Source organism: Kribbella sp. NPDC055071 (assembly GCF_053608045.1).
Genome location: NZ_JBSGUS010000002.1, coordinates 305,700 through 319,804, shown reverse-complemented (window position 1 = coordinate 319,804; position 14,105 = coordinate 305,700). Strand labels below are relative to the sequence as shown.

Genomic DNA, 14,105 nt, shown 5'->3' with positions numbered 1-14,105 from the left:
AGAACGAGAGGTATGAATGGATTACGTGAACTGATCAAAGGCCCGGTGGTCCTGCCGGGCGACCCGGGCTGGGACGACGCCCGGAGTGCTTGGCACCTGCTGACCGACCAACATCCCGTCGCCGTGGTGCACGCGACCGACGCCGACGACATCGTCGCCACCGTCCGGTACGCGCGCGACCACGGCCAGACGGTGGCCGCCCAGCCGGTCGGGCACGGCGCGACGACCGCAGTGGCCAACGGGACGATCCTGCTCCGCACCACTGCACTGACGGGGATCGAGCTCGACCTGGCCGCCGGCGTGGTCCACGTCGGCGCCGGGGTGCGCTGGCGCGATCTGAACGAGGCGCTCTCGGGCACGGGTACGACGAGCCTGCCCGGTAGCAACGGTGATGCGACGGTCGTGGGGTACACGCTCGGCGGTGGGGTGGGCTGGTTCGGCCGGAAGTACGGGCTGGCCGCGAACCACGTCCGGTCGTTCCGGATCGTCACCGCGGCCGGTGACCTGGTGCGGATCAGCAACGCCTCGGATCCCGACCTGTTCTGGGCGCTACGCGGAGGCGGCGGCGAGTTCGGCATCGTGGTCTCGATGGAGCTCGAGCTACTGCCGGCGTTCGAGATCCAGGGCGGCCGGATGATGTGGCCGATCGACCATGCCCGCGACGTCCTGCGGGCCTTTGCCGAGATCACGACGTACGCACCGGACGAGTTGTCGCTGTGGGCGTGGATCCTGCACTTCCCCGACGTTCCGTTCGTGCCGGAGTTCGTCCGCGGCCAGTCGTTCGCGGCCGTGGACAGCACGTTCCTCGGACCGGCCGAGGACGCGGCGAAGCTGCTCGCGCCGCTGCGGGCCGTCGCCGAGCCGGTTCTGGACACGGTCGCGCCGATCGCACTGAGCGAGGTGGGCAAGATCGCCGAGGAGCCGGAGGAGCCGGTTCCGGCGCTGCTGCGGACGGTGCTGTTGTCGTCCTTCGACGACGCGGCGATCGACGCCTTGGTCGACGTCGCGGCACCCGGCTCACCGCTGTTCGCGTTCGAGGTGCGGCACCTGGGCGGCGCCTTCGCCCAGCCGGACGCGTCCCAGGGAGCGGCCGGGACGCTCGACGAGCCGTACCTGTTGCTGACCGGTGGATTCGTCCCCGACCCGGCCTTGGCGCCGACGATCGGTGCCGCAGTCCAGACCGCGCTGACGGCGATGTCGCCGTGGATCACCGACCGGGTTCCGCCGAACTTCGCGTCCGACGAGCCGATCACCGCGCTCTTCCCGGCCGACGCGGTCGACCGCCGGCGGACGATCAAGCAGGCGGTCGACCCGGCCGGGACGATCCGTGGAAATCACCCGGTCAACTGATTCACCCCGTCAGTTGATTCATCCCGTCAGCTCGAGGTCGAACTCCCGGGCGATGGCGGCTGCCTGCCGCCGCGTCCGGGCGTTCAGCCGGGACAGGATCGCCGAGACGTGATGGTCGACGGTACGCACCGAGACCACCAGCTTCTCGGCGATCTCCGCGTTCGTCATACCGTCCATCAGCAACGTCAGGACATCGACCTGCCGATCGGTCAGGCCGCCCGGGTTCTTCCGGGACCGGGCCTGCGCGCCCCGCGGGATCCGCTGCATCCCCAGCTCCTTGAGCCGGCGTCGCAGCAGGCTCGCGGCCGGTGCGGCGCCGAGTTCGAGCAGGATCTGCAGACCTTCGAGGGTCGCCTCCCTGGTCGCGGACAGGGCCAGGACCAGCGCCCGCTCGTACGGCGTGTCCTCCCAGGGCTCAAGGTCGCGATCGTGGATGCACGCACCCCGCCAACTCACGTCCGCGAGCGCGAGGTAGCGCTCGAGTTCGCGGAAGGCCGGCTCGTCCAGCGTGTGCCCGCCCAGGCCGGTACGGATCCGGTCGGCGATCTCCGGACGGGCATTCAGCCACGCCCACTCGGCGTACGACGTCGCGGCGTACGCGAGACCGAGGACGGATCGCTGGGCCTGCGCACGTTGCCAGGCGTCCGCGAGCAAGGCCCGGGCCTCGGGATCGCCGCGCCGCGCGAGCACCCGGCCGAGGCTCGACGCGCTGAGGACCGACAGCATGCCCGGCTCGTCAACGGTGTCGATCAACCAGCGCAGGTGCCGTTCGGCGCCGGCCAGATCACCGCGGCGCATCATCAGCAGGGCCCGATGCGTCTCCAGGTTGTAGGTGTGCGACCCGAAGCCACGCTCGTTGGTGAACTCGAGCCCCTCGGTGATGGTCTCGTCCAGCTCGTCCCAGCGGCGGGCGCGGTACTGCATCTCGACCAGATTCGTGTATCCGCGCGCGACCGCCTCGTAATCGCCGCTCTCGAGCGCCTGGTCGATGCTGATCCGCAGGTTCTCCAGACCGCCCGGTTGACCGAGATCGCACCATGCCAATCCGAGGTAGTTCAGGCACAAAGCGGACAGGTCGGTCCGACCGGCCATGATCGCCAAGGCCTGTGCCTGCAGCAGATCCGGTACGGCGCTGCGCGGCGAGCCGGTCAACACCAGCATCATCCCCCGGCACGCGACCGCGGCCGGCCATACCTCATCGTTGCCCTGGGCAACCTCGAAGGCCCGGTCCACCGCGGCGAGCGCGGCATCGGTCGCACCGGCAAGGTAGCAGTGCCGCGATTGCTGCAGCAGCGCCTCCGTCAGCGGTACGGCGTCGCCCAGTTGCTCGAACAGCTTCACGGCCTCGGCACACCGAGCCACCGCCTCCGGGAAGCGGTGGGCAATGTGGAGCTCCCAGGCGAACCCGGCGAGTACCGCGGCCTTCTCGGCGACCGGCAGGCGATCGACGTGCGGCATGACCGCTTCGTAGTGCGCCAGCGCCTGGCGGTGCGAACCGGCTGCGGTCGCGTCCCGGGCAGCCCGCGGCGCGTACTCGACAACGGTGTCGACATCGCCGGCGAGAACCGCGTGGTGCACCAGCGGGTACAGCTGTCGCCCGAGGCCGTACTCCCGGATGCTGGCGACGATGCGAGCGTTCAGCTCACGCCGGCAGATCAGTGGCAGCGCCTGCTCGATCGCCCGCCGGGCCAGCTCGTGCCGGAACGCGACCGCGCCGTCGCGGGCCTCGAGGATGCCGCGCCGCTCGGCCCGGGTGATCGCCTCGGTCTGGCCGTCCAGGAGCACATTGACCCACTTGAGCCCGAGCGGCCGCGGGATCACCGAGAGCAGCTCGACCACGTCGATGGCCTCTTGATCCAGCGTGTGCAGCCGGGCCAATGTTGCGTCGACGACCGTCGCCGGTACGGCGTCCGCCGGCCCGGCGAGCGCCTCCGTCAGGAAGAACGGATTGCCGTTCGTCAGCCGGTAGAGCTCGTCGGAGTCCCGTCCGGCCTCGGCGGCCATCGAGCGAACCGCATCCTCCGAGAGCGCTGGCAGGACGACTCGGTGGACGGTGACGTCGGTGAGCGCGCCGAGCAGCAGACGGAGCGGATGCCGCCCGTGCAGCTCGCCGTCACGGAAGGTGAGAATCATGACCAGCCGTAGCTGGTCCACCCGCCGCGCCAGATACCTCAGCAGGTCGAGGGTGGCGTCGTCCGCCCAATGCACGTCCTCGATCACCAGCACGGTCGGCACCGACCCGGTGAACTCCCGAATCACCGGCTCGTACAGGTCCAGATTGTCTGCCAGCGCTCGCGCCAGCGGTCCGTTGGTCCCGCGTACGGCGTCCCGCAGCGGCTGGAGCGGTGGTGGCGCGAGCATGTCGTCGCACGCACCCCGCAGGATCCGGGTGGCCGGTCCGAGCCGGCCGGCCACTTCACGGACCACACTGGTCTTCCCGATTCCCGCTTCGCCGGTCAGCAGAACCACAGACCCCTGGTCCGCGCGTACTGCCGTCAGAACGGCGTGAATCGCCCATTCTCGTTCGAGCAAACCCATCAGTAACCCCCGAGTCAGACATAAATCTCCCCGCAGCTACTGTCCCCGACGGCGCTGTGGGAACTGCTTGGGGCCAGAGACGACCTAGCTGAGCAGTGCTGTGGTCTGCGGACTCGGGGTGGTCTGGAGTTCGGCGGCGAGGAGTTCGGTGAGGGTGTTGTACTGGCGGACCGCCGCGGCGCGGTCGCCCTGGATCAGGTGCAGCGAAATGATCGCGCGATGCGCGGACTCGAGCAGCGGGTCGTGGCTGGCCGCCCGCTGATAGAGGTCGATGCTCTCCTCGACCCGTCCCTCCGTGGCTCGGGCGTCCGCGAGGGCGAGCAGCGATCGCTCGAACGTCTGCCGCAGCGTCTCGCGGCGCTCGTCGATCCACGGCGCTCCGGCGACGTCGACCAGGTAGTCGCCGTGGTAGATGGCGATCGCCCGGGCCAGGTCGCCAGTGCCGGCGGCTCCGTCGAAGTCGGCGACGTCGTACGTGTGCTCGAGGGTCCGGTTGAACTCGTAGCGGCCGCCGCGGAAGGTGATCCAGTCCGAGCGGCCGAGCGTCCGCCGTACCTGATGCAGGCAGGTGTGGAAACTGTTGCGGAGGGTCTGGGCGGAGGCGTCCGGCCAGAGTTCGGCGCCGATCTGGTCCTTGGTCACCGGTCCGGAACCGAGGAGGTAGAAGAACAGCTCGCGCGGCTTCGCGTAGCCCCAAGCTGCTGCGTCGAGGACGGTGTCGTTCCGGCGTACCTCGGACGCGCCGAGCGCGTGGATGTGCAGTGACTCGACCCGGACCTCGGCGATCGTCAACGGGAAGGCAGACCGTCGTTTGCTGGGCTCGACGCCCGCCACCTTGTCGAGTGTGAAGACTTCGCCCTCCGTCCACGCCGTACGGAAGTCCTCGGGGGACAGGGCGGCGCGTGCTGCGTCCAGTGCGGTCGCAACGTCGGCGGCTTCGACTGCGGGCACCGGCGTGCCCAGCTTTGTCCGCAGTGCGGCCGCATGACTCAACATCCGGACCGCTGAGCTGGTCTGCTCCTCAGCTAGGGCGGTTATGGCCAGGGACTCCAACAGACTGGCTACTCGCCATCGATTGCCGGAGTTGTGGTGCAGGCGGAGGCTCTGGGTCAGGAGGTCTTCCGACTCGGCGAGCTGACCGGACCTGCGGGCCTCGAGGCCCAGCAGGTGCAGGGCCCAGGCCAGCGTGACGGTCTGGCTGGTGCGCTCGGCCATCTGACGTGCTTCGGTCAACAGGATGGTCGCTGCCGCGGAGTCGCCTCGGTAGTGCTCAACCGCTCCCAGAAGGACCGTCGTCCAGCCGAGTCCCTCGCCGGCGCCGTCTTCGACGTACCGGGCGCGCGCCTCGCGCAGGAGGTCGTCCGCGCGGTCCAGCTCGCCGGCGAGCAGTTCGTGCATGCCCAGGTAGTCGATCGCCCGGGAGAGGTTCGACTCGGCGCCGAGTGTTCGCCACAACTCGATACACCGCTGACCGAGTCGACGGGATTCGTCGTACTCGCCGCGACGCATCGCCGCACCACCGAGCCAGTGCAACTCCCGCGCCTCGGCGGTGGCATCGCCGGCGGCCTTCCGCGCCGCGAATCCGGCCCGCAGGTGCGTCGTCGCCAACTCCGCATCCCCTTGCAGATGGGCCATCGTGCCGAGCGCGATCTCCGCATCCGCCCGCAGCTCGGCCGGGACCGGACCGGGCAGGGCCAGCACTCGGGCGAGTGTGTCTCGCGCGTCCTGGTACCAGCCGAGCAGGTACGACGGCCACCACAGCCCGACCACGAGCCTGGTCGCGGCCTCCGCCTCGTTGCGTTCGACGTGACCGATCATCGCCGCCCGGAGGTTGTGGCGCTCGGCGACCAGGAGATCCAGCCAGTCCTGTTGCTCCTCGCCCTCCAACCGATCGGCGGCACGCTCGACCAGGTCCAGCGCGTACGCCGCGAGTCGCTGCGTCGGACCGGTGTCGTCACCGAGCCGGTACGCGGCGTACTGGCGAACGATGTTCAGCAATCGGTACTGGACCTCGTCGCCTTGCTCAACCATGACAAGCGAGCGATTGACCAAGCGGGACAGGGATTGCAGCACATCGTGTCCCCGCAGTACGGCGACTGCCTCCACCGCGTCGATGCTGAAACTGTCCGGAAAGACGGCGAGTTGCCGCAGCAGGTCCTGCTCCGGCGCATCGAGCAGACCCCAACTCCAGTCGAGCGCGTCGCGCAACGTGCGGTGGCGCGGCATCGCCTCCCGGTCGCCTCGGGTCAGAACGGCCAGGCTGTCGTCGAGCCGGCTCGCGATCTGCGCGGGCGACAAGGTCGGGACCCAGGCGGCGGCGAGCTCGATCGCGAGCGGGACGCCGTCGAGCCGGGTGCAGATGTCCGCGATGTCCGGCGCGTTCGCCTCGGTCCGTTCGAAGGTATAGGACGCTGCCTGAGCACGGTCGACGAACAAGCGGATCGCCGCGTCGGCCAGCGGAGGTACGGCGAACACCACCTCGCCGGCGATACCCAGCGCCTCCTGGCTGGTGGCGAGCACTGTGAGCTTCGGGCAGCTTCGGAGCAGCTCACCGATCAGCGGGGCGACCGAATCGAGCAGGTGCTCGCAGTTGTCCACCACCAACAGCGTCGGGCCGACCGACAACCGCCGCAGCATCGCCTCGACCGTTGCCTCCGACAACTCCAGCGCCTCCGCGAAGGCGGCCAGAACGCCCCCTGTACCGTTCATAGGCCCGTCCAACGGCCCGGTCGTGGCCAGGCCGAGCCAGCGGACCGCGGCGTACCGAGGGCGCAACTGATCGGCCAGCGCCACCGCCAGCCTGGTCTTGCCCCCACCCCCGGGTCCGGTCAGCGTCACCAGCCGATGCGCTCGGACCAGCTCCGCCAGCTCGGCCAGCTCACTCTCCCGGCCAACAAAACTCGACAACCGGACGGGGAGACTCCCCTCCGCCACGGCCTCAGACTAGCGGGCAGCAGGCGGCGAGCGGACCGAATTCAGGCGGATCCGGTTGGATGGGTGACGACGTACGGATCCCGGATGGAACTTGGAGAGGGGGCTGCGGTGCGGATTGTGGTGTACGGCGCGGGCGGAATTGGGTGCTACGTGGGCGGGCGGCTGGCCGCGACCGGGGCTGCGGTGACGTTCGTCGGGCGACAGCGGATGGCGGACGAGGTCGCCTCGCACGGGCTGCGGCTGACCGACTACCTGGGCGCCGACCTGCGGGTCGAGCCGGGCGACATCCGGTACGAGACCTCACCGGCGGCGGCCGCGGAGGCGGATCTTGTGCTCGTCACGGTGAAATCCGCGTCCACCGAGACCGCGGCTGCTGAGTTGGCCGGCGTACTCAAGCCGGGTGCGATCGTGGTCAGCTTCCAGAACGGCGTACGCAACGGGGAGCTGTTGCGGGAGCGGCTGCCGGATCAGGTCGTGGTGACGGGGATGGTCCCGTTCAATGTGCTGAACCGGGGTGGCGGGGTGTTCCATCAAGGTACGGCGGGTGCGCTCGACGTACAGCGTCATCACGGGTTGGCGCCGTACCTGGATGCGTTTGAGAACGCCGGTCTGCCGCTCGCGCAGCACGACGACATCCTCCCGGTCCAGTGGGCGAAACTCCTGCTCAATCTCAACAACCCGATCAACGCCCTGTCGAACCTGCCACTGCGCGACGAGCTGTCCCAACGCGCCTACCGCCGCTGCTTGGCCGCCGCCCAGGCCGAGACCCTGGGTCTGCTCGACGCCGCCGGTATCCGCCCGGCCCAGATCCTCGCGGTCCCCATGCACCGCTTCCCCACCATCCTCCGCCTCCCCGACTTCCTCTTCCGCCGGCTGGCCGGGAAGATGCTCGCGATCGACCCCTTGGCCCGCACCTCCATGTGGGAAGACCTGGAGGCCGGCCGCCCCACCGAGATCGACTACCTGAACGGCGAGGTCGTCCGCCTGGCCAACTCCCTCAACCGCCCAGCCCCCATCAACACCAAGCTGATCACCCTGATCCGAGCCGCCGAATCCACCCGCCACCCCTGGTCAGGCCCCCAGCTCCTCAAAGAACTGCTCTCCTGACCTCTGAGCGATGTCGACTCGTGGATTCGGGTCGTCAACACGCGAAATCCAGCGCCGAAATCCACGACTCGAATATCCCGCCCGAACCAACCGAGGGAGCGGTGTCCGTGCGTGACGGTCCTATGTCTTGAGGGGTAGGGCTGCGCGGACGTCGATGCCGACCAGGCCGTAGGTGAAGCCCAGGTGTTCGTTGAGGCGGCGCATGTTTTCGTTGCCTTCCTGGGTCCAGGTGTAGATCTCGGTGATCCCGTGGTCGGCGGCCCAGGCCATGCTGGTTCGCTTGAGAGTGGACGCGACGGCCTTGCCGCGCCACTCCCGTCGTACGGCGGTGTAGGCGACCTCGGCCCGCTCCGGCCGATCGGTGTCGAGCATCAGGCCGGCCACCCCGATCACGGTGTCCCCGTCGACCGCGAGGAACATCGCGGCCGGATCGTTGATCCACTCGGTCGCCCACTCCTCGGCCGAGACGTCCAGCGGCTTGGGCAGGTCCATGTCCGGGAACGTCGGCACCGCGACCTGCTCGTACGCCGCCGCCCACAACTCCGGCCGCTCCGCAACAGACACGATCCGGTACGCCGAGGGCACGGCCGGCCAGGCCTCGTCCCCGATCGGACGCACCTGCTCGACCTGGCGCTTCACCTCCGCAAACCCGAACCGGTGCGCGAACGCGAGCGACCCCTCGTCATCCACGCTGACCCCGGCCACGTCGTACCCGAGCCCGACAGCATGGTCAGCCAGCGCGAGTAGCAACTGCGTGCCGACCCCCTGGCGTCGCGCCTCCGGACGAACCCGCGGCGCGACGGACGCCCGCCCAGGTTCGCTGGACCGGTCAGCCAGCCCGCTGCCGACAACCGCGCCGTCCAGCGAGGCCAGCAGGAGCAACCGCTCCGGGCTCTCCATCGCGCGCAGCTCCGCAACGCTCGGACACCGCTCGTACGGCAGCACCGCGATCCGCACCTGCCGCCACGCTTCGTAGTCCGCGTCGGTCTCGACGGCCCGGATCTCGATCATGCCCTGAGCATGCCGCACCCGCAGACAATCCGCTTACCTATTTCTCGTGGAGCTAGAGGCGAGCGGCGGGGGGTAGGAGGCTCGGGTCGGCGACCGGCCAGTCCGCGGGTGCCGGCCCGAGCGGGTCGAGCTCATCCAGCTGCAGCAAGCACCACGGAGACAGCCCCGGGACGTCCCGCACATCCGCCCACTCGACCCAGCGGTACGACGCAACCTCCGCCGGATTGAGCGCAGGCTCACCCGACCAAACGACCCGATAGACAGGGCACAGCTCGTTCTCGACGACGCCGCTCGGCATCTCCGCGCGGTACCGGAACTCGGGCAGCACCAGCTCGATCGACCCCACCTGGATCCCGAGCTCGTCGGCCAGCCGCCGCCGGACCGCGTCCGTGACCGGCTCCCCCGGCAATGGATGCCCACAGCAACTGTTGGTCCAGACACCCGGCCAGGTGGGCTTGTCCGCCGCGCGCTGGGTCAGCAGAACCCGTCCATCGGGATCGATCACATACGCGGAGAACGCGAGATGCAGAGGCGTCGCCGCGTGGTGAACCGTCGCCTTCGCCTCGGTCCCGATCGCCCGGCCGGCCTCGTCCAGCAGTACAACCCGCTCCTCCGTCACCCCATGAGACTAGTGCGAATAGGCAATTCCTACCGATGTGGGCAGCGCGCCACCGCCCCTACAACGGATGGTATGGACCTGAGCAGCCTCGAACCCGTGCCGTACGAGATGACGTCGCCGACGACCGCCGGCCTCTACCGCGGTCACGGACGGTTCGTGAAGGTGCTGCGGTCGTACCGCGACTCGCCGATCCTCGAGCTGCTCGCCCCGAGTACGCGCCGCCTGGCCCTCGACTCCGACGTCTGGCGCTACGAGGCCGACGTCTACCTCGCGGACCTCGCCTACTCGCTGCCCACCGGGCTGCGCATGCCGATCCTGTACGACGTGCACGAGCCGGACCCCGACCAGATCGTCCTGACGGTCGAGGACGTCCAGCCCACCGACGCGCCGTGGGACGACGCGCGCTACGGACAGGCCGCCGAGCTCCTCGGCCGGCTGAACGTCCGCCTGACCCGGAACGACGCGCTCCCACTTCCGGTCGGCCGAGCACCGATCCGCCTCATGCGCATCATGGTCGACGAATTCATTCGGCGGCTCACGCTCCCGCCACTGCTCGACGACGCGACCTGGACTCATCCCCTGCTCGCCGGCGCGGACGACGTACGCCGCGGTCTCGCCGAGCTGGTCGCTCACCTGCCCACGATCCTGGACGATCTCGCCGGCCGGCCGCAGCTGCTCGGTCACGGCGACGCCTGCCCGCAGAACCTCCTGCTCGAAGGAGACGGATTCGTCGCCATCGACTGGACCGCGGGTGGAATGGTTGCCGCAGGCGACGATCTCGGCCAGCTCCTGATCGGGCGGGCCCACCAGGGTTCGCTCGGCGTGGAGGAGTTCGCCGTACTGCGGGAGCTCGTCATCGACAGGTATCACGCCGGCCTCGCCGCCGAGGGACGCGACGACATCACGAAGGGCGACGTACGCGCCGGTCTCGACGGCTCCCTACTGCTGCGCAGCACCTTCCTCTCGCTGCCCGTAGGCCGATTGGCCGAGTCGGTCACGCCGGAGTTGACGGACCTGGTGCAACAGCGCGTCGAGCTAACCCGATTCCTCCTCGGACTCCGGACTGCTAGCCTGACCAGGTGATCAAGCGACGCGTGGCGTATCGACCGGCTCTGGGAGGGGCCGGCATTCGGTAGTCCCCACACACTCGCCCCACCCAGAGCCTCCAAGGCAGGAACCCCCGGGTTCCTGCCTTTTCCGTTGTCCGGAGGCACGATCCAGGGTGCCTCGTCACGAGAGGAACCCATGAACCCCACCACAGTCATCGATCGGTTACGGCGTACCACCGACGACATCATCGGCGCGGCCGATCTCCGCGAACGCCTCGAGTCCGGACGGCCGTTGCGGATCAAGTACGGCGTCGACTGCACCGCGCCGGATCTCCATCTCGGCCACGCGGTCAACCTGTGGATGATGCGGCAACTGCAGGATCTCGGCCACCGGGTCGTGTTCCTGCTCGGCGATCTGACCACGCGGGTCGGTGACCCGACCGGCCGTTCACAGACCCGGCCGGTCCTGACCCCCGAGGAGATCGACGCGAACGCGGCGTCCTTCCTCGAGCAGGTCTCGCTGGTGGTGCGCACGGATCCCGAAGTCTTCGAGGTACGGCGGAACTCCGAGTGGTACGACGGGATGCGTATCGCCGAGCTGCTGGGCCTGTTCGCCCAAGTGACGCAGGCACAGCTGATGAGCCGCGACATGTTCCGGGACCGGGTTGCGGCCGGACGCGAGATCGCCGTCCACGAGCTGATCTACCCGGTGCTGCAGGGCTACGACAGCTTCGCGATGCGCAGCGATCTCACGATCGTCGGATCGGACCAGTTGTTCAACGAGCAGCTCGGCCGACACTTTCAGCAACGCCTGGGCGCGCCGCCCCAGGTCGTGATCACGACGACGGTCACGCCGGGGATCGACGGCCGCGCCAAGCAGTCGAAGTCGTTGAACAACTACATCGGCCTGGCCGACAGCCCGCGGGACAAGTTCGGCAAGCTGATGAGCATTCCCGACTCGCTGGTCGAGCCCTACGCCCGCGTCTACACCGAACTCCCGCTCGACACGGTCGCCGCGCTCGAGGCCGCCGCCGCGCACGGCGGCCCGCAGGCGCGCGACGCCAAGCTCCTGCTCGCCGCCGCGGTGGTGACCCGCTACCACGGCGCTGGTACGGCGAAAACCGAACTGGATGCCTTCCGCCGAACCTTCTCCGAGCGCGCCCAACCGAAGGACATCCCGCAGATCATCATCAACGGACCGACGACCGTCCTGGACCTGCTGCAGGTGGCAAGGCCCGACGCCAGCAAATCCGAGCTACGCCGGCTGATCCGGCAAGGCGGCGTCATGCTCGACGGGGTCCGCGTGGAGGATCCGGTGGGAACCGTCGACGTCGGGACCGGCGTAGTGCTGAAGTCGGGAGCTCGACTCTGGCACCGAATCAAAGCAACTGAAGAATCCAGCGAATCAAGGGACACTGACCATCGTGGAGACAAAGACGGTTGAGGCACTGATCAGCGTCGGTGGCAAGTACGTGGGCCGGGCGCCGGCGTTCGACGTGCCGCCGCCGTGGTGGGCGGAGGTCGAAAGCCTCACCCGGCACCTCGACGAGCTGCTCGGCGTCCCGACGATGGTCCTCCGGCTCCTGCACGCGGACGAGGCCGTGATCGGACGCGGCGGCCGGGTCGTCTATCACGTCCAGGCGCTCGGCGAACCACGGACAGGGGTGCTGGACGAGACGCCCTACGACGACTGGGACGCCGTCGTCGCACCGCATCCGCTGAGGTCGACCTGGGCCGAGGTCGACGGTCCGAGCCGCCTGATCGAGTGGGCCCGAAGCATCGTCGGCCCACTCGATCCGGTCCAGGTGAAGACCTGGAACCTCTCCTGCCTGCTCCGCTTCCCCGGCGCCTGGGCGAAGGCGACGAGCCGCTTCGGCAGCATCGACGCCGCCATCATCGAACACGTCCATCGGTACGACGCAACCCTCGCCCCGACCGTGCTCGGTACCTCCACCGACAACCGTTGGTCCCTCCTGGCTCACCAGCCCGGCAACGACTGTTGGAAGCCGGACCGCGCCACCGTCGAGGACGTCGTGGCCCGCTGGGTCGCAGTCCAGGCCGCGCTCGCCGCGGAGGTGGACGAGCTCGACGCGCCGACACAGCGGCCCGAGGATCTCACGGACGAGGTCGCCCGGCTGCTGACCGTCGTACCACTGCCCGACGATGAGGTGCTCGAGGTCAAGCGCTTGCTCTCGGTCCTGCCGACGATCCTCAACGAACTAAGGGCTTCCGGCCTGCCGATCACGCTCGTCCACGGCGACTTCCATCCCGGGAACTGGCGTTCCGACGGCACGAACCGTGCGATCGTCGACTGGGCCGACGGCTTCATCGGCCACCCCGCCACCGACATCCAACGGCTCTGCGGCTGGCTGCCCGAGGAGAAGCGCGATCACGCGGCCGAGGTCTGGTCGACGGCCTGGAAACGCCAGGTCCCGGAGAGCGAGCCACTCCGTGCCCTCCAGCCGATGACCGTGCTGAACCGCCTGGTGTATGCGGTCATGTACCAGCGCTTCCTCGACAACATCGAGCCGGCCGAACGGGTCTATCACGAGGACGACCCGCGGACCGAGCTCCAGGCAGCCGTCGAAGCTAGCCGGGCCGGCGGCTGGTAACCAACCACGCCGTCGAATCGAACGTCACACCGTCGGCCGAATGGTGGGCCGTCAGGACGTTGCGCAGGTTCTTCAGCGCTTCGGTCCGATCGACGATCAACCAACCCAGCACCCCGAGGGCGAGCCGTTTGGCGGTCGCAACATCCGGACCCCAGTACATCGGCTCCGCAACCGTCTGAAACTCCGGCTCCGCAAAGCCTGCGGTAGTGAGGATGCCAGCCACCCGCCCGGTTTCGGCGAAGGCGAACGGCCCAGGAGTCTCGGGAGGCGGCCACTGCATCGTCCGCCCGGCCAGCAGCGCGGACGTGAGCTCGGTGAACCACGGGTTCTGCGCCGGTGACTGCCAAACGATCAGCGAGATCCGTCCACCCGGCTTCACCGCGCGGGCGAGGTTGGTGAAGGCCGCGGTCGGGTCAGCGAAGAACATGCAGCCGGTGCGGCTGATCAGTACGTCGAAACCACCGGGCTCGAACCTGTGCACCTGGGCGTCTGCCTGCATGAACGTCGCATTCCCGACTCCGGCAGCACGCGCCCGTCGCGCGGCGACGGTCAGCATCGGCGTCGAGAGGTCGACGCCGAGCGCCGTACCCGATCCCGCGAGCCAGCCCGCGGCTCGCGTCGTACTGCCGGTGCCGCAGCCGACGTCGAGGACCCGGTCGCCGTCGCGGATCCCGGCCGCGCGGAGCATCGGGTCGTCGTACCGCTCGAGGCAGTCCTCGAACGGCTCCGCGTTCTCCGCCCAGAAGACGCCTTCCGACGTGTCCCAGGCCGTTAGCTGATCCGCGTTCGCCGGGTCCACCCACACGGTGTCCGTCATCCTGATCCCCTCTCGTTGCCGACGGTACGGACCAGACAGCGATCCGGTTCCATGGGACAACGAGGAGA

10 protein-coding genes are annotated in these 14,105 nt (G+C 69.0%); 5 read left to right on the top strand and 5 right to left on the bottom strand.

The window, feature by feature from the left end; all coding sequences use genetic code 11:
- The first annotated feature begins 12 nt into the window (after positions 1-12).
- Positions 13-1,350, top strand: a complete 1,338-nt coding sequence (locus ACWF4Z_RS04895; protein WP_452241607.1) for an FAD-binding oxidoreductase — start codon at positions 13-15, stop codon at positions 1,348-1,350.
- An 18-nt stretch (positions 1,351-1,368) separates the two neighbouring features.
- Here the strand turns inward: ACWF4Z_RS04895 and ACWF4Z_RS04890 are convergent, their stop codons facing one another.
- Both ACWF4Z_RS04890 and ACWF4Z_RS04885 read right to left on the bottom strand, forming a co-directional pair.
- Positions 1,369-3,888 (bottom strand): ATP-binding protein, encoded by a 2,520-nt coding sequence (locus ACWF4Z_RS04890; protein WP_452241606.1) that lies wholly within the window; start codon positions 3,886-3,888, stop codon positions 1,369-1,371.
- Positions 3,889-3,972: 84 nt separating this feature from the next.
- Complete coding sequence (locus ACWF4Z_RS04885; RefSeq protein WP_452241605.1) at positions 3,973-6,822, bottom strand: BTAD domain-containing putative transcriptional regulator; 2,850 nt, start codon at positions 6,820-6,822, stop codon at positions 3,973-3,975.
- Positions 6,823-6,906: 84 nt separating this feature from the next.
- Here ACWF4Z_RS04885 and ACWF4Z_RS04880 point away from each other — a divergent pair, with 84 nt between their 5' ends.
- Complete coding sequence (locus ACWF4Z_RS04880) at positions 6,907-7,929, top strand: 2-dehydropantoate 2-reductase (RefSeq protein ID WP_452241604.1); 1,023 nt, start codon at positions 6,907-6,909, stop codon at positions 7,927-7,929.
- 120 nt (positions 7,930-8,049) lie between these two features.
- On the opposite strand, the gene ACWF4Z_RS04875 is transcribed toward ACWF4Z_RS04880, so the two are convergent.
- Together ACWF4Z_RS04875 and idi are read right to left on the bottom strand one after the other, a co-directional pair.
- Positions 8,050-8,940: a GNAT family N-acetyltransferase gene (locus ACWF4Z_RS04875; protein WP_452241603.1), complete on the bottom strand. Its 891-nt coding sequence runs from the start codon at positions 8,938-8,940 to the stop codon at positions 8,050-8,052.
- A 52-nt stretch (positions 8,941-8,992) separates the two neighbouring features.
- A complete protein-coding gene (gene idi, locus ACWF4Z_RS04870) occupies positions 8,993-9,559 on the bottom strand; it encodes an isopentenyl-diphosphate Delta-isomerase (protein WP_452241602.1) in 567 nt (188 codons plus the stop codon).
- A gap of 72 nt (positions 9,560-9,631) precedes the next feature.
- Here idi and ACWF4Z_RS04865 point away from each other — a divergent pair, with 72 nt between their 5' ends.
- The 3 genes from ACWF4Z_RS04865 (at position 9,632) to ACWF4Z_RS04855 (ending at position 13,220) form a co-directional block, all read left to right on the top strand.
- Positions 9,632-10,642, top strand: coding sequence for a phosphotransferase (locus tag ACWF4Z_RS04865; protein WP_452241601.1), 1,011 nt, complete (start codon positions 9,632-9,634; stop codon positions 10,640-10,642).
- A 162-nt stretch (positions 10,643-10,804) separates the two neighbouring features.
- Complete coding sequence (tyrS, locus tag ACWF4Z_RS04860) at positions 10,805-12,052, top strand: tyrosine--tRNA ligase (RefSeq protein WP_452241600.1); 1,248 nt, start codon at positions 10,805-10,807, stop codon at positions 12,050-12,052.
- On the top strand, positions 12,033-13,220 hold the full coding sequence (locus ACWF4Z_RS04855; protein ID WP_452241599.1) for an aminoglycoside phosphotransferase family protein: 1,188 nt from the start codon (positions 12,033-12,035) through the stop codon (positions 13,218-13,220). Before tyrS ends, ACWF4Z_RS04855 begins: the two co-directional genes overlap by 20 nt.
- Here ACWF4Z_RS04855 and ACWF4Z_RS04850 read toward each other — a convergent pair.
- Complete coding sequence (locus ACWF4Z_RS04850) at positions 13,198-14,037, bottom strand: class I SAM-dependent methyltransferase (RefSeq protein ID WP_452241598.1); 840 nt, start codon at positions 14,035-14,037, stop codon at positions 13,198-13,200. The two genes, ACWF4Z_RS04855 and ACWF4Z_RS04850, sit on opposite strands and share 23 nt — an antisense overlap.
- Positions 14,038-14,105: the final 68 nt, after the last annotated feature.